General features: G+C 60.5%; 10 protein-coding genes and 3 pseudogenes. 7 read left to right on the top strand and 6 right to left on the bottom strand.

Annotation, left to right across the window (positions count from 1 at the left end; genetic code table 11):
• Together ASC74_RS15565 and ASC74_RS31920 are read left to right on the top strand one after the other, a co-directional pair.
• Positions 1-2,905, top strand: a pseudogene (locus tag ASC74_RS15565) (beta strand repeat-containing protein); the annotation flags it as partial.
• 1 nt (position 2,906) lies between these two features.
• On the top strand, positions 2,907-3,254 hold a 348-nt coding region (locus ASC74_RS31920), incomplete at its 5' end, for a type I secretion C-terminal target domain-containing protein (protein WP_236713298.1).
• A 244-nt stretch (positions 3,255-3,498) separates the two neighbouring features.
• Here ASC74_RS31920 and ASC74_RS15560 read toward each other — a convergent pair.
• On the bottom strand, positions 3,499-3,858 hold the full coding sequence (locus tag ASC74_RS15560; RefSeq protein WP_056742207.1) for a DUF6124 family protein: 360 nt from the start codon (positions 3,856-3,858) through the stop codon (positions 3,499-3,501).
• Positions 3,859-4,323: 465 nt separating this feature from the next.
• On the opposite strand from ASC74_RS15560, the pseudogene ASC74_RS32470 reads away from it, so the two are divergent.
• A pseudogene (locus tag ASC74_RS32470) lies at positions 4,324-4,830 on the top strand (calcium-binding protein); the annotation flags it as partial.
• A gap of 1 nt (position 4,831) precedes the next feature.
• A pseudogene (locus ASC74_RS31915) lies at positions 4,832-5,184 on the top strand (type I secretion C-terminal target domain-containing protein); the annotation flags it as partial.
• Positions 5,185-5,733: 549 nt separating this feature from the next.
• On the opposite strand, the gene ASC74_RS32690 reads toward ASC74_RS31915, so the two are convergent.
• From ASC74_RS32690 to ASC74_RS15530, 5 genes are all read right to left on the bottom strand, one after another.
• A complete protein-coding gene (locus ASC74_RS32690) occupies positions 5,734-6,414 on the bottom strand; it encodes an Ig-like domain-containing protein (RefSeq protein ID WP_442965779.1) in 681 nt (226 codons plus the stop codon).
• 1,867 nt (positions 6,415-8,281) lie between these two features.
• A complete protein-coding gene (lapD, locus tag ASC74_RS15545; protein WP_056742201.1) occupies positions 8,282-10,222 on the bottom strand; it encodes a cyclic di-GMP receptor LapD in 1,941 nt (646 codons plus the stop codon).
• 22 nt (positions 10,223-10,244) lie between these two features.
• Positions 10,245-10,952 (bottom strand): cysteine protease LapG, encoded by a 708-nt coding sequence (gene lapG / locus ASC74_RS15540; protein WP_056742199.1) that lies wholly within the window; start codon positions 10,950-10,952, stop codon positions 10,245-10,247.
• 231 nt (positions 10,953-11,183) lie between these two features.
• Entirely contained in the window at positions 11,184-11,579 is a 396-nt protein-coding gene (locus ASC74_RS15535; protein ID WP_056742197.1) for a YbaN family protein, read from the bottom strand.
• Positions 11,580-11,589: 10 nt separating this feature from the next.
• The gene (locus ASC74_RS15530) at positions 11,590-12,177 is read right to left on the bottom strand and encodes a UPF0149 family protein (RefSeq protein ID WP_008156162.1); all 588 of its coding nucleotides are present in this window, start codon (positions 12,175-12,177) and stop codon (positions 11,590-11,592) included.
• 413 nt (positions 12,178-12,590) lie between these two features.
• Here ASC74_RS15530 and recQ point away from each other — a divergent pair, with 413 nt between their 5' ends.
• The 3 genes from recQ (at position 12,591) to ASC74_RS15515 (ending at position 17,190) form a co-directional block, all read left to right on the top strand.
• Entirely contained in the window at positions 12,591-14,717 is a 2,127-nt protein-coding gene (gene recQ, locus ASC74_RS15525) for a DNA helicase RecQ (protein WP_056742196.1), read from the top strand.
• A 119-nt stretch (positions 14,718-14,836) separates the two neighbouring features.
• A complete protein-coding gene (locus ASC74_RS15520) occupies positions 14,837-15,271 on the top strand; it encodes a MarR family transcriptional regulator (protein WP_056742193.1) in 435 nt (144 codons plus the stop codon).
• A gap of 128 nt (positions 15,272-15,399) precedes the next feature.
• Positions 15,400-17,190, top strand: a complete 1,791-nt coding sequence (locus ASC74_RS15515) for a FimV/HubP family polar landmark protein (protein ID WP_056742192.1) — start codon at positions 15,400-15,402, stop codon at positions 17,188-17,190.
• Positions 17,191-17,207 lie beyond the last annotated feature (17 nt).

Below are 17,207 nucleotides of genomic sequence, written 5' to 3'. Positions count from 1 at the left end.
TACCACAGCAACCCGAACGCCGTGAGCGATCCCGGTGCGACCGACGTRTTCACCTACACCGTGCGCGATGCCGACGGTGACCAAAGCACCACCACCATCACCATCGACGTGATCAACAGCKGCATCAGCGCGGTCAGCGACAGCGACGTGACCGTGTACGAAAAAGCCCTCGACCTGAACCAGGACGGYCAGGAYCTGGCGCCCGGCGCCGTCACCGGCAGTCAGCCGGTGAATACCGGCGAAACCGCCAGTGGCACSCTGGTCGGTTCGGTCAGCGGCGCGGTCGGYGCRATCACCTACACCYTGGTCGGCAGCGCCACCGGCACCTACGGGCAAATCCTSCTCAATCCCGATGGCWCYTACACCTACACGCTGACSTCGSCGCCAAGCACCACGCCGCATGCGAACGAYGGCGCCAACACCYTGAGYGAAAGCTTCACCTACCAAGCCACCGACKCTCTGGGCAACAGCACCACCAGCACCATCGTGGTCAAAATCGTCGATGATCAGCCGACTGCTCATGCCGACGAGACGTCGGTSGCCGAAGGCGGCACCGTCAGTGGCAACGTGCTGTGGAACGACGTCGGCGGCGCCGATGGCCTCGCCGCAGGGGGCGCGGTGGTCGGCGTGCGGGCCGGTTCAGACACCTCGACCTCRGCCGTTGGCGGCCTYAACAGCCAGATCAATGGCACCTACGGTTACCTGACGCTGGAYGCCAACGGCAACGCSGTSTAYCACAGCAACCCGAACGCCGTGAGCGATCCCGGTGCGACCGACGTGTTCACCTACACCGTGCGCGATGCCGACGGTGACCAAAGCACCACCACCATCACCATCGACGTGMWCAACAGCGGCATCACAGCGGTCAGCGACAACGACGTGACCGTCTACGAAAAAGCCCTCGACCTGAACCAGGATGGCCAGGATCTGGCGGCCGGCACCGTCACCGGGAGTCAGCCGGGCCTCACGGCTGAAACCGCCAGTGGCACCCTGGTCGGCTCCGTCACCGGTGCCACCGGCGCGATCACTTACACGCTGGTCGGCAGCGCCACTGGCACCTACGGGCAAATCCTSCTCAATCCCGATGGCWCCTACACCTACACGCTGACSTCGGCGCCAAGCACCACGCCGCATGCGAACGATGGCGSCAACACCTTGAGTGAAAGCTTCACCTACCAAGCCACCGACGCCCTGGGCCATTCCACCACCAGCACCATTGTGGTGAACATTGTCGATGACCTGCCGACCGCCAACCCCGACGCAGCCTCGGTAACGGAGGGCGGTATCGTCAGTGGCAACGTGCTGGCGAACGACTTCAGCGATGCCGATGGGATTGGGGTGGTCGGCGTGCGTGCCGGTTCAGACACCTCGACCTCGGCCGTTGGCGGCCTGAACAGCCAGATCAATGGCACCTACGGTTACCTGACGCTGGATGCAGCGGGCAACGCGGTCTATCACAGTAACCCGGACGCCGTGAACGGCCCCGGGGCGACCGACGTGTTCACCTACACCTTGCGCGATGGCGATGGCGACGAGAGGACCACCACCCTCACCATCGACGTGAACAATAGCTGCATCAGCGACAACGACGGCGACCAGGCCAGTTCGACGTTGACGGACCCAGTCATTGCGAACGCGCCACCGGTGGCGGTGGATGACCACGTCATCACCAACGTGCTGTCGGGCAACATCGTGGTGCCGGGCGAGTTGCTGCTGGCCAACGACACCGATCCGAATGGCGATCCGCTGACCGCTTCGCCGATCACCGTCAGCACCGGTTGGATTGCCAAAGGCGCGGACTTCACCGGCACCCAGCAAAACTTCAGCTTCACCGGCGGTAACGAGCAGGCGGTAACCCTCGCTCGCAGTGCATTCGTCGCGAACACGACAGCCATGACGGCGGTGTTGGTCGTCAGCGGGGCGCTGGGACCGGTTAGCAGCAACACCCACGATGACGACCGCATCACCGTCGACCTCAAACAGGGTGAAACCCTTAACCTGGATCACAATCTGGCGGCCGGTCATGTCGCCATGGAGTACTCCATCAACGGCGGCACATGGATCACCCTCGCGGACGGGCAAACCCTCACCGCAACGTCGGACAGCACCTACCAGATTCACATCACCAACATCGACAACGGTGGTCCGGGCAACAGCGGGAAGGGGGCGGAAAACTACCAACTGACCATGACCGTCAACTACGCCGGTGCCCATGACATCGCGCCCGATGTCCACGGCACCTACGCCGCCAACGACAGCCATGGCGGCAGCGACAACGCCGCCATGACCATCACCTATCAGGACGGCCACACCCTCACCGGCACGGCGGGCGATGATGTACTGGTGGCGGGCACCGGCAACAACGTGATCAATGCCGGCGACGGCAACGACGTGCTGACCGCCGGTTCCGGCAACAACGAAATGCACGGCGGCGCCGGCAATGACTTGCTGTACAGCGGCGCGGGCAACGACCTGCTTGACGGCGGCACCGGCGTCGACACGGCTAGCTATGCCCACGCCACCGCCGGGGTTACGGTCAATCTCGGCGTGCTCGGTGCGCAGAACACAGTGGGCGCAGGGACCGACACCCTGACAGCAATCGAAAACCTCACCGGTTCCAACTTCAACGACTCGCTCACCGGCGACAACCACAGCAACATCATCAACGGCGGCCTGGGTAACGACATGCTCAATGGCGGGGGCGGCGACGACTTCCTCATCGGCGGCCTGGGCAACAACACCCTCACCGGCGGCAGCGGTGCCGACACCTTCGAGTGGCTCAAAGGCAACAGCGGCCACGACGTGGTCACCGACTTCACGCCGGGCATCGACAAACTCGACCTGTCGCAACTGCTGCAAGGGGAAAACAGCACTGCAGCGTCGCTTCACCGCCTCGCGGGACTTGNTGGCTCAAAGGCAACAGCGGCCACGACGTGGTCACCGACTTCACGCCGGGCATCGACAAACTCGACCTGTCGCAACTGCTGCAAGGGGAAAACAGCACGGCGGCGTCGCTGGATGATTACCTGCACTTCAAAGTCACCGGCAGCGGCGATTCACTGGTCACCAGCATCGACGTCAGCGCCATGGCTGGCGCCGCGCCGAATCAGACCATTGATTTGGCGGGTGTGAACCTGGCCAGCCATTACGGCGTAACGCCGGGGGCGGGTGGGGTGATTGCGGGGGGGCACGATACGGCGACGATTATCAACGGGATGCTTAATGACCATTCGTTGAAGGTGGATACGGTGTGATCGGCTTTTGATTCAAGCCTGAAACGACAAAACCCGCCGTCCGATCAAACGGGGCGGCGGGTTTTTTCTGTCTGAAGAGATGTGTCGTCGGTGAGTCAGCCTTCGCGAGCAAGCCCGCTCCCACAGTTGATCCTCAGCGATCACAGATTTTGTGTTCGACAACGATCCAATGTGGGAGCGGGCTTGCTCGCGAAGGGGCCAGAATGGACACCGAATCAATCAGTAAGTGTTCCTCAGGCCTCGGTCAGCCCGGCAACTCCAGATTATCCAGCACCCGATTCACCGCCAGTTCCCCGAGCATGATCAACTGCGCAATCCCCAACACCGTCCGGCGCTGCGGCCCCGGCAACTGGCCGGCGAAGTCCTGGGCGATGGTCTTTGCCGAAGCGAGAGTTTCGCAGGCATCGGTCAACAGTTCCTCGTTTTTTGTGTCCGCGGTCACGGCATACATCCCGCGGGTTTTACGTGGGGGCGGCGTGGAGCCGGGCGGGCAGAGGTAGTGGTCGAGCGCGCGGTCAGCGGCTTCGTGGAGTTTTTTCGAATCGAGGGATTCGTAGGGGGAGGTGGGGGCGGTTTCGGGCGGGTTGGGTGTGGGTTTGATCATGGAGAAGCTCCTACAAAGTGGAGCCACTAAAACCTGTCGCTAAACAGATAAAGGTGGCGGCTGGACGCAGGTTAGCGAACCGGGTGTAGGCGCCCGGCAGACCCGAAGGTCTCCCACGCACAGCCGCCATGACACCAATCGCAATCAGGAGATCTGCGATGGAGTTTGGAGCGCTGATGCGCCTACATAGAATCAGGTCGCTAAACCCGATCGCTGATTCGTCAGCGACCGGACCACAATAGAACCCACCCCCACGGCGCACAAGCCGGCGGATTCTGGCGTATCTGTAGGCAATGGCGCAAGGATGTGTAGCCTGGAAGTGTTTTTAAACGCCATATCTTAAAAGCAATAGATCACAGCCCCCGGCAACTCCAGCAGGATCAAATGCAATCCGCTGTATGAACTGTCGCAGGCTGCGATCTTTTTAAACGCTCAATATTAAATAGATCCGTCCCCTTATCCTTTCTGATCAATGCCGGCGACGGCAACGACGTACTCACCGCCGGTTCCGGCAACAACGAAATGCACGGCGGCGCCGGCAATGACTTGCTGTACAGCGGCGCGGGCAACGACCTGCTCGACGGCGGCACCGGCGTCGACACCGCGAGCTATGCCCACGCTACGGCCGGCGTCACCGTCGATCTGAACCTGCTCACCCCGCAGAACACCGTGGGCGCCGGCACCGACACCCTGACAGCAATCGAAAACCTGACCGGCTCAAACTTCAACGACAGCCTCACCGGCGACAACCACAACCACATCATCAACGGCGGCCTGGGTAACGACATGCTCAACGGCGGGGGCGGCGATGACTTCCTCATCGGTGGTCTGGGCAACAACACCCTCACCGGCGGCAGCGGCGCCGACACCTTCCAGTGGCTCAAAGGCAACAGCGGCCACGACGTGGTCACCGACTTCACGCCGGGCATCGACAAACTCGACCTGTCGCAACTGCTGCAAGGGGAAAACAGCNGAGTGGCTCAAAGGCAACAGCGGCCACGACGTGGTCACCGACTTCACGCCGGGCATCGACAAACTCGACCTGTCGCAACTGCTGCAAGGGGAAAACAGCACTGCAGCGTCGCTGGATGACTTCCTGCACTTCAAAGTCACCGGCAGCGGCGATTCACTGGTCACCAGCATCGACGTCAGTGCCATGGCTGGCGCCGCGCCGAATCAGACCATTGATTTGGCGGGTGTGAACCTGGCCAGCCATTACGGCGTCACGTCGGGGGCGGGTGGGGTGATTGCGGGGGGGGGCACGATACGGCGACGATTATCAACGGGATGCTCAATGACCATTCGTTGAAGGTGGATACGGTGTGATCTGAAATGACAAAACCCGCCATCCCCGTAGAAAGGGATGGCGGGTTTTTTGGTGTTTGTGGGTTCGTCGTTCAGTTCGGAATCCATCCCTCACCCTAACCCTCTCCCAGAGGGAGAGGGGACTGACCGTGCGTGGCTCAAGTTATGAGACACACCCCAAAACCTGAGTTCCACATGATTTTTTCAGGTCGATGTAACTCGACCAAACAACTTGGGCCGGTAAAAAAATGCGTCCCCTTTCCCGCCAAGTGAGCCCCTGGGACTGGATGTGTTTTGGCACGAGCCACAGTTCTGTGACACGTTTTGGACACATTGGCGGCACCAACGTTTCTCTGGGGCAGTTGACTGCCAGGGCGGTGCAGGCTGTAGCGCGACCGCTTGATCCACATGGGTGTCAGGCACGACTCGGTCATAGCCAGTGATGAGGAAACGGGTTCGACAGGTTCAACCAGGCAGGTTGAGATAAAGGGAAACCCTGCAGTTAAAAGCTGCAGGGCGAGTGGGCTTTTAGCCTTGACTCGAGACCGGCTAATGGGCATCCCCTTTTCACTATGTTGTCAGTAAAGCGAACGCTCCCGAGCGGGTGGTGAACCATACACCTCCTTGATAATTGATGAATGGTGGCGCGCAGTATCCCCATCCGTGTGAGAGGCTCGCGATTCCTATGGTGCCCCCGCCAGCGGTGGAGCACATGAGTCCGTCATGCAGCTTGCCACCCTGTGCGTTTACTACATAGGTCTGCGCCATCCATCCGTACTTCTGGTACTGAGGCGGGTTGCTTATTGCGGGATAATCTATGCCTTCCGCGCGGGGGAAAAAGTGCAGGTTGGGATTTGGATACATGCCATATGTGCGGGTGAACGCTGCGCTAATTTTGCGGGGTAGCTCGGTAAAGGGTTCCAAATTTATGTGACCCTGGGATCGGGCCCATGCTGTGGCTTGGTCGCCTGTTAAGAGCGTGTTGTTTAATACGATTTTGTATACGTTTGTAACCCGGACAGCGTATTCGGCAGATTGCCCGGACGTGTCTAGTACTTTAATGATGGCGGTTCCGTTGCGCCGGCCGGTGACGGATCCATCTCCAGTAACCTGCACGATGGTGGGATCGCTCGATTGGTAGGTATATTCGGGTGATCCGGACGTTGGTTGCCGGATTTTGGTATTGTTTTCGATGGTGTTCCCACTCTCTACCCACCCACTCACGTAAACAGCGACGCCATCCAGGATCATGGTGGACGTGTCTACGACGAGGGGGCGGGCCACCGTCAAAGTGCGTGGCGGCGTCGACACCGGGTTACTGCCATACAGCCCTTTGACAGTGAAGCGATGTGCCGCCACGGTGAGGCCGGTGATCTGCTTGGTCCAGTCGCCGCTGGCGTTGACTTGTGCCGTCCCCTTGGACGTCGTCCCATCAAAAATCTCCACTTGCAGATTCCCCGTCGCTTTGCCCGCCAGGGTCACGGTGGTGTCGGTGGTCGTGCCATCCTGAGGGATCTCAATATCCTTCGTATCCTTCACGGAATTGATGGTCGGCACCACCAGCTCCAGCGCCTTGATGGTATAGGTGCGATCCGGAAATACCGTGGCCGTGGCCAGGTTGTTGCTCTTGTCCAGCGACACCTTGAACTTGATCGTCAGCGCGGTGCCGTGTCCGAGTTGCTTGAGATAGCTGTTGGCCAGCGCGGTGGCCCAGAATCCTTGACTGATCCAGGTGGCGTTGACCTGGGCCGGGAGGCCGTTCCACAGCACCAGGTTGTGCGCCGTGCCGTCCGCCTTGTTGCCTTCCAGACTCAGCCAGCACGGCTGGCCCGCTTCGATCAGCGTGTGGAGCAGAGCGTGAATGGTCGCGTTTTTGCTGCCCAGCGCCATCAGGTCCAGAAAGTTGTTGGCGTCGGCCTCGACGATCTTGGGCGGGATCAGCGCCGTCGCCGGCAGTGTCAGGATGTTCAGCGGCAAAGGCAATGAGGGGGTGAGTTTGCCGTCGCGTTCGACTTCGTAGGTGACAATCGTCTGTTTGCCCAGGCTGTAGGCCAGCACCGAGCGCGGCACGGCGATCTCCAGACCGGCGCTGACCAGCCGCGGCGGGCTGGTGTAGGAGCCCGCCACCGGTGTGCCGGCCGCGCCTTGCCAGATCACGCTCAGCTGGTCGCTGGGCTGCAGCGAGCCCAGCGGCACCAGCACCCGGACTTCCGGCTGGGTCGGGCTGAAGTTGTTGCCGGTCTGGCCCTTGACAGTCGGGGCCGGCAGGTCAAGTCGTTTGAGATGAATGTCCAGGCGCTTCTCCGGGGATTTGACCCGGTTACCCAACTGGTCAACGACATAGAACTCGGCCACCGCACCCTTATTGTCGCCCGCCTTCTGGAACGTGTCGGTGAACAGCGTGTGGGTGATTGGCGCCGTGCCGTCGGGGACNGTGTCGCCCAACAGAAACTCGATGCGGTCGTGGTTGCGCCGGTTGGCATAGGTGAACCCGAACTCCACCCCTTGCGCCGCCCGTGCGGCGCTGACGCCGTCCTTGAGCACGTCGGCCGGGATCACCAGATCCAGGTTGTCCACAGGCCGTAGGTGATACAGCACCAGCAGATCCCGAGAGGGTGCGGAGTTATCCGAGCCACGGGTAACCACGTAATGCAGACGGTTGACGCCATGCCTCAAATTATCGTGTGGCAGGTGCAGACGCTGGCGCAGCGTTTCCTCCCCCGGCTTGACGGTCTGGCCTGCTCCTGGGACGAGATCGCCGTTGCAATACAAATTCACGCGATCATCGACCGCCATGATCCAGGAGCGCAGTTGCAGTTCGGTCCAGGGATCGACCAGGCATTCAAGGCCCTGGGCTTGGCCATCGTAAAGGGCTTTGGGAATGCCGCCGTGGGCGATGTCGGCAGGTTTCACCGGGGACACCCAGCCCGGGATGATTACGGGATGCAGCACAAACAATTCGTTCAACGCGGCGGACTGGATATCCATCATGTTCTCCTGGAAGGTGACAGGCCCCGAGTCTTCTCGGGACGCGGGTTCATCACACACCAGGCTGGAACGAGTGGCTACTGTCATATCTGACAGGTAAACCCACCTTTAAGACGAACGGTCATACCGCTCACATCGGCTCCGGCGGCCCAATCAACCGTCCCATCACCCCAAACAACCCCAACTCCCGGATCACCTCCAACTCCCCCTTGGTCTCCACCATCTCCGCAATCAACGGCAAATCAATGCTGTTGGTCGCCCGAAAAATAGCCTCGATGAACAGCTTTTTATCACTCTGCTCATCAATGTGACGGATGTACGCCCCATCGATTTTCAAGTAAGCCAGCCCCAGTTGAGTCAGGTTGCCGATCTGGCCGAAGCTGCCACCGAAATGCTGCAGACCGATGCGGTAACCGGTGTTGAGCAGGCTGTGGCTCAGGCGTTGCAGTTCATCCTGAGGTGGCAGTTGGCGTTCGTCGATTTCCAGAATCAGCAGGGGCGCGAGTTCGGGCAGCGATTCGAGCATGTCGAGGATGTGCTGCAACTGCGCTGGATCGCGCAGGGTGCTGCCGGACAGGCTTAACGCCAGGGGCCAACGATTGATGATGAGGTAGTCGAGGGTGGCTTCGAGCATGGCCAGGTCGAACCGCGCCGACCAGCCGAGTCGCTCGATCCACGGCAGGAAATGCCCGGCGGCAATGGCCTCGCCTTGCGGGTCGATCAGGCGCGCGAGGACTTTGTGATGCAGCACCTGGCTGGTGTCGGCGCATTGCACCACCGGCTGGAAATACAGTTGCATCTTGCCTTGGTTCAGGGCGTCGTCGATCCAGGTTTGCCAGTCGTTTTGGGATGGGTTCGGCGCGGTGATGGAATCGGCCAAGTGAACCCACGGACGCTCGGGATGTTGCCGGGCTTCGGTCAACGCCTGATCCAGTCGCGTCAGCACGTCACTGGCGGGCTCACCGGGGTGGTAAGGGGCGATCCCCAAATGCGCCACCGGCATGGCGTCGCTGGCGCCGGTCAAGCGCAGGTTTTCCAGGGTGGCGCTGATTTCGCAAGCAAGGCGTGCGGCGTCGGTGCTGTCCAGGCCTGGCGTCAGCAGGCTGAACTCACCGCCACGATTGCGCGCTGCAAGCCAGGTGCGACGTTCCGCTGGCTGGGTCAGGCGCTTGAGCAGTTCACCGACGGCGCTGATCAGCGCATCGGTACGCTGGCCGCCCAAACGTTGGTTGAGACCGACCAGGTCGTTGATCCGCAGCATCAGCAGATGGCCGTCGCTGCTCTGCTCGGAGACCAGCAACTCGTCGGCCAATTCTTCATCCAGCAAGCGTCGATTGGCCAGGCCTGTAAGGCTGTCCTGATAGGACTCGACCCGCAGCTTTTCACTGCGTGCGACCTCTTCGGCGAACAGCGCCTTGAGCTTCTCGACCATCTGGTTCATGGCCAATACCACCCGTTTCAACTCCGGTGTGCGCGGCAGTTTCGGCAGGCTTAAAAACTCGCGTTTGCTGATGGCTTCGGCCTGTTTGACCATGGTGTCGAGCGGACGAAATTGCCGGCGCAGCAACCAGCCACCAAACACGGCACTGAGCAGGCCGCACACCAGCAACCAGATCAGGCTGCCGAGGGTGCTGTCCCAGAGTTTGGCGAGGGCGAACTGCGGATTGCTCAACACTTCGACCCGTGCCGCCTGGACCCAGCCGCGCATGATCAGCGCTTCGCCACCGGGTGGGTGCAGGTTGACCAGGTTCACAAACCAGGCGGGAACGCCGTCGATTTGCCCCGGCGCACTGCGCTCTACCAGCACCTGCGCATCGTCGATGTTGATGATTCGAATACTGCTGAAGTAACCGCTGTCGAAAATCGAGCTGACCATTAATTCGATCATGGCCGGGTCATCGATTTGCGCCGTCAACGACAACCCCAACGCGGTGGCGGCGTCCTGGGCGTGGGAGCGCAACTGGCCGAGCATCTGGTCGCGAGAGCTTTCCAGGCTGACAAAAAAACTGCCGCTGAACGCCACCAGCAAGAACAGGCAAATGGCGAGAAACAACTGTTTACGCAGTGACATAAATCGCTCCTTGCAAAGGTGGCTAGCCGTCGCCCACGGCGAACCCTTCGGCCTGCATCTTTTTGAGTACGTCCTGCCAGCGCGACAGATTCTTCGAGTCGCTGCTGCGTTTGCCGCCATTGGCTCCCGGCAAGTAAAGGCCTTCTGCGTTGAAAGCGTACACCGGTAGCAAGTCTTTGCGTTGTGAGGCGGGGCGGACCTCGCCGATCAAGTTGTCCAGCACCAACGGATCGGCCGTGGGGCTGTTGTAGAAAGTCAGCACCATGTGCGCCTGGTTCTGGGTCAGGGCTTTCACGTAGGTGATGCGCAGTTTTTCGCTGGGAATTCCCAGGTAGCGCAGGCTGAAATACTTCGCCAGTGCGTAGTCCTCGCAATCAGCGGCACCCTTGATCAGGGATTCGACGGGTGTGGCCCAGTAATCGGTCTGATGCCAGATGCGGGTGTCGTCCAGAAAGCTCAGTTGCTGATTGAAGAAGCGATTGACCGCGTTCAGTTGCTCGCGCTCGGGGGCGTTGACTTCGCTTTGCAGCATCTGACTCCAGGCCTCGATCCTTCCCCGTCCCGAGCCGAGGGTGCCGTAGCGATCTTCGGCGGTTTGCAGAATCTGCGTAAAACTCCAGTTAGCCCCGACACTGCCCAGCCCGGCCAACAGAAAAGTGATCAGCAACAGCCATCTGCCGAGCCGAAGTCGGAGCGTTGACCATCCTGGACTACGCAGACTGCGGGACATGTCTGGCCGCTCGGGTGCAGATGCCTGAAGTCTAGGCGGTGTTTTCAGCGAGGCAGGACAAATCGTCGGTTGGTACGCGGACTTGTAGCAGCTGGCGGAGCCTGCGTTCGGCTGCGAAGCAGTCGTAAACCCTGCACACGCGGTTTGCCTGATAGACCGCAGCGGATGGACTAGCGACGGCTTCGCCGCCGAACGCAGCCTTCGGCAGCTGCTACAGGGCGCGTGGTGAATTCAGGGCTTTTGCAGGGTTTTCTGTTTGAGGATGTAGACGCTCACCAGCACGGCGCTGGTCAGCATGAACCCCCGCGCCCATGGCAGGGGCACCAGGTAGCAGGAAAGCAGGATGCTCGCCCACATCAGGCCGATGGCGTAGACCTTGCCTTTGAGCGGGATGCCGTTGCCGCTCAGGTAATCGCGAACCCACGGCCCAAGCCGCGGATGTTCAACCAGCCAATGATAGAAGCGCGGCGAACTGCGGGCGAAGCAGGCGGCCGCCAGCAGCAGGAAGGGCGTGGTGGGCAACACCGGCAGGAAAATCCCGATCACCCCCAGCGCTACGCTCAGCCAGCCGATGGCCAGCAGCACGTAACGCAACATCAGGGAGCGGTTGCCTATGGGGTTGTCCATAGGCAAAACCTTAGTGGTGACGAGGCTTGAGGATCGCCGGTTTTTCGTCGGGCGCCTGGCACAGCAGGTACAGCGCAGTCAGGGCTTCCGGGATCTGCACGATCATGTCGTCCATGAGGTTGGCGTCTTTGGCGATGTCTTCGAACTCAGGCTGTTCGTCGAACAGACCCGAACCGACCATGATCGGCAGCAGCATTTCGCTGACTTCGTCTTCGGCCGTTTCGAACCAGGCTGCTTCGCGCAGGAACACGCCTTCCATGAAACCGATGCACCAGCCGCGCAGGTCGGAGTCATCCGGCTCTTCGCCCAGGTCCAGGTCACAAGGCAGCTCGAACTCTTCATCGGACGCCAGTTGGCGTGCGATGTGAGCCTTGAGGGCCAACAGGGTGGATTCGATCGCTTCACGCTCGGTGTCGTCGGCGTAATGCGGCTCTTCGGCGAAGAGGGCGTCGATCCATTCACGGTCGGGAACGGTTTCGGAACAGATCGACAGCGCAGTGAGGTAGCCGTGGGCGGCCACGTAGTCCAGCGCCTCGTCATGCAGTTCGTCGGCGTCGAGGAAGACTTGCAGGCGGGTTAGTTGCTCAGCGAAGGACATTAAAGGGCTACCTTGGGAATTAAACAGATGCGGGAATTCTAGGCCTTCTTGAGCGCTTGGGCCAGCCGCGCGGCATTTTTGCGCCGTTGCGGCCCTGCGAAACACCGCAACCCTTGTGGGAGCGGGCTTGCTCGCGAAAGCGGTGTGCCAGCCAGCATTAATGTCGACTGACACACCGCTTTCGCGAGCAAGCCCGCTCCCACAAGGTCTGCAGTGCATTGACCTTCGTGTGTCTTATCAGCGGCACCCTGTGAAGAGGAGGGGTCGGGTATACTCGCGCGTTTTGTGATGCCCTGCTGGCGTCGCGGCTGAAATGTGAAGCGTCATGCAATGCGCACTTACGATTTGTCGGTGCAGCCTTCGTGGTTCTGAACCAGCCTTGCAGGGATGTTTTTGTGATTTTTGGAGTTTCTATGCTCGAACAGGCTCAACGCGTCCTCAAGGACATCTTCGGCTACGACAGTTTCCGTGGCCGTCAGGGTGCAATCATTGAGCGCGTGGCCAGTGGCGGCGACGCCCTGGTGCTGATGCCTACCGGTGGCGGCAAGTCCTTGTGCTTCCAGGTGCCGGCGCTGTTGCGCGAAGGCCTGGCGGTGGTGGTATCGCCGCTGATCGCCCTGATGGACGACCAGGTCGCCACCCTCGAAGAGCTGGGCGTCGCTGCGGCGGCATTGAACTCCACGCTCAGCGCCGAGCAACAGCGCGATCTGGCGGCACGGATCAAGCGCGGTGAAGTGAAAATGCTTTATCTCGCGCCTGAGCGCCTGGTTCAGCCACGGATGCTGGCGTTCCTGCAAAGTCTTGAAATTTCCCTGTTCGCCATCGATGAAGCCCACTGCGTGTCCCAATGGGGCCACGACTTCCGCCGCGAATACCTGCAACTGGGCCAGTTGGCGGAATTGTTCCCCAACGTCCCGCGTATCGCCCTGACTGCGACCGCCGACAAGCGTACCCGGGAAGAAATCGTCGATCGCCTTCATCTTCAGGATGCCGAGCGTTTCCTGTCGAGTTTCGACCGTCCCAACATCTTCTATCGCATCGTGCCCAAAGAGCAGCCGCGCAAGCAGTTGCTGGCGTTCCTCGCCGAACGGCGCAGCGATGCCGGCATCGTCTATTGCCTGTCGCGCAAGAAAGTCGACGAAGTGGCGGTGTTCCTCAGCGAGCAAGGCTTCCCGGCACTGCCGTACCACGCCGGTCTGCCCAACGATACCCGGGCTCACCACCAGAAGCGCTTCCTCAATGAGGAAGGCCTGATCATGGTCGCCACCGTGGCGTTCGGCATGGGCATCGACAAGCCCAACGTGCGCTTTGTCGCTCACCTCGATTTGCCAAAATCCCTTGAGGCTTACTACCAGGAAACCGGTCGCGGCGGCCGAGACGGTCTGCCGGCAGACGCCTGGATGGCCTACGGCCTGCAAGACGTGGTGATGCTCAAGCAGATGTTGCAGAACTCCGAGGGCGACGAGCGCCACAAGCGTCTGGAGCAGCACAAGCTCGACGCCATGCTCTCGCTCTGCGAAGAAACCCGCTGCCGTCGCCAGACGCTGCTGGCCTACTTCGACGAAGACATGCCCGAACCGTGCGGCCATTGCGACAACTGCGTCGATGGTGTGCAGACCTGGGACGCCACCGAGCCGGCCCGTCAGGCGCTTTCGGCGATCTACCGCACCGGCCAGCGCTACGGCGTCGGGCATTTGGTCGATGTATTGCTGGGCAAGGACAACGAAAAGGTTCGCAGCTTCGGCCATCAGCATCTGTCGGTATTTGGTGTTGGCAAGGCGATGGGAGAGAGCGAATGGSGCTCCTTGTTCCGTCAGCTGGTTGCCCGCGGTCTGGCCGATATCGACCTGGAAGGCTACGGCGGCCTGCGTCTGAGCGACACCTGTCGACCGCTGCTCAAGGGCGAAGTGACCCTGGAACTGCGTCGCGACCTCAAGCCGCAAACCACGGCCAAAAGCAGCAAGAGCCAGGCGAGCCAACTGGTTCGCGGCGAAGAACGCGAACAGTGGGAAGCCTTGCGCGCCCTGCGTCGCAAACTCGCCGAAGAGCATGGCGTGCCGCCGTACGTCATCTTCCCCGACTCGACACTGCTGGAAATGCTCCGCAGCCAACCGACCTCGCTGTCGGAAATGGCCACGGTCAGCGGCGTGGGCGCACGCAAGCTGGAGCGTTACGGCGAGGCCTTCCTCGAAGTCCTCGGCGGGCAAGTCGAGGCGCCGAAAGTGGTGGCCGACCTGCGCCACGAACTGATCACCCTGGCTCGCGCCGGCATGACACCGTTGCAGATCGCCGGTCAGCTGCAATGTTCGGAAAAGAACGTCTACACACTGCTCGCCGAAGCGATTGGCAAGCAGCAGTTGTCGCTGGAGCAAGCGCTGGATCTGCCCGAAGAGTTGATGGGCGAAATCCAGGACGCGTTCCTCGACGGCGAAGGCGAGTTGCCGCCCGTGTCGGAGATTGCCGCACTGTTTGCCGGGAGAGTGCCGGAAGGGGTTTTGTACTGTGTTCGGGCGGCACTGCAATCCGAATTCGAGATTTAGGTGATCTGCCACATAGATGTAACGATTCAGTACAGAGCAAGCCTTGCCTCTGGCCAAGGGTCATGCTTAGCTGACTAATAATTAGTTTTTCTTTATTTCAGTCTAATCATGAGTGTTTTATGCCGTTAACCGACCAACACCGCTTTGGCATGCAACTGGCCCAGATGTCGCGCGGCTGGCGTGCCGAACTGGACCGCCGTCTGGCTGGCCTGGGTCTGTCCCAGGCACGCTGGCTGGTGCTGCTGCACCTGGCGCGTTTTGAGGATGCCCCGACCCAACGTGAACTGGCGCAGAGCGTCGGCGTTGAAGGGCCGACCCTGGCTCGTCTGCTCGACAGCCTCGAAAGCCAGGGACTGGTACAACGTCAATCGGTGCTGGAAGATCGCCGGGCGAAGAAAATCGTCCTCTGTGCCCCGGCCCTTCCCTTGATCGAACAAATTGAAACCATTGCCACCCAACTGCGCCACGAGTTGTTCGATGGCGTCGATGAGGCGGACTTGAAGGTCTGCATGCGTGTCCATGGGCACATTTTGGCCAACCTGGAAAGATCTTGAGGCATAAACGCACCCAGGACTTTTGAGATACCCCGTTGGGCAGACTATAAAGAACTACTTGGCAATATCGTGTTCGTACCGGATGTGCGAACGCGTACAAGATGGTTCTGGTTATCTAAGGGATGCTCATGCTCGAGAGTTGGCACATGGTTTTGCGGTGTTGCGCCAGGCTGCTTCTGGTCGGTGGTGCTGTCACTTACTCGGCATTGGCGCCCGCGTTGGGCCTGGGTGATATCACCCTGCATTCAGCGCTGAATCAGCCGTTGCGCGCTGACATCGCCCTGGAAGATGCCGCCGGTCTGGAGGAGGGCGAGCTCTCGGTCAGCCTCGCGACAGCGGAGGAGTTCAGTCGCGCCGGCATCGATCGGGTGTTCTTCCTCAATAATCTGAAATTCACCCCGATCCTGCGCGGCAACCGCAGCCTGATCCGGGTGAGCTCCAGCAAACCGGTCAATGAACCTTTCCTGAATTTCCTGGTGCAGCTCAATCAGCCCAACGGGCGCGTGCTGCGCGAGTACACGGTGCTGATCGATCCGCCGGGTTCGCCAGGGATTGTTCCCGTCACTGACGAACCGATGACCGACGTTCAGTCCTCCGGATTCCCGACGGTTGAGCCGGCCGTTGCGAAGCCACCTGCGGCGAAGGGCAAAAAAACCCCTGCTCCTCGCGTCGATCAACCTGTCGCTGCGCCTGTGAGTGATCCCATTGCCGAACAACTGGCCGCCAGCGTGCTGCAAAACCAGCAACTGCAAGCAACCATCGATGAATTGACTGCGAAGCTTCAGGCCCAGGAGGAGCAGGTCGCCGGTCAGAAAAAGCAGGTGACGGAACTGCAAACCCAATTGGCGGAAATCAAGAACGCAGCGGTGGAGCCGGTTGCACCTGTCGTTGCGGCTCCAGCACCGGCCGTTGTTGAAGAGCCTGAATCTACTAATTGGCTGCAGATTCTCGGGTTGCTGGCGGTGGTGGCTCTGGTGTTGCTGGGGTTGTTCGTTCGGCGTCAACGACAACAGGTTCAGGCATTGCCCGACGCTTTACCTGTTTTGCCGTCACGGCATGAACCGGCGCTCAATCGCACTGCAGAGCCGCTTGCCCAATCGTCAGGGTTGCAACCGGCAACTGAATCGGGTGAAGAGTCGCCCGCAGGCGATGTGTTTGAAGGGGTTGATATCTATCTGGCCTATGGCCGTTTTTCCGAAGCGGCCGGTTTGTTGCGAGAGGCGCTGATCAAGGAGCCGCAACGCACGGATCTGGCCGTTCAGCTGTTGGAGGTCTTGGGTAAACAGGGTGACGTACTCGCCTATGAGACACAGGAAAACAACCTGCGTGACGCCGGATACGACCTGCAAGAACTTCAGAATATCCGCGCCCGACACCCGAAATTGAGCAGTGCGGCACCGTTGGCCGTTGCAGCGTCAATTACTCCCCCTAAGGCTGCGATACCCGAAGCAGCACCCAACGATGAGTTCCAGTTGAACCTCGATGACCTGTCGATGGATTCGAGTTGGGACTTGATCAGCCCTTTTGAGCACTCGCCGTCTGCCGCGAAGCCATCGAGCGAATCCGCGCCGGTCGAGCCGCCGTTTGTCTCGAACCTGCACGTCTTGCCCGAGGTATTTGAAATGCCGGACGACTCGACGCTGGACGAACCCGAACTTGAATGGGTTGCCGAGCCTGATTCCCAGTCTCTGGATGACACTTTTCTCAACGAGTTCAGCGATCCCGGCCAGTCACTGGAGCTGGAACCGCTGAACCTGGAACCGGCCGAGCCGAGCAGCGCCGACAAACTGGAGCAAGCCCAGACCTGCATTGATGACGGCGATGTGGACAGCGCCATCGAACTGCTCAACGAGTTGCTCAAGGAAGGTAACGAGCCGCTTAAGCAGACCGCCCGGAACCTGCTCGCCGGGCTATCATAGCGGCGCCCTCTGGCTCA

The organism is Pseudomonas sp. Root329 (assembly GCF_001424925.1).
Lineage (GTDB): Bacteria > Pseudomonadota > Gammaproteobacteria > Pseudomonadales > Pseudomonadaceae > Aquipseudomonas > Aquipseudomonas arabinosi.
Note: the sequence above shows the minus strand (reverse complement) of the source record. Positions and strands in the feature narration are given on the sequence as shown.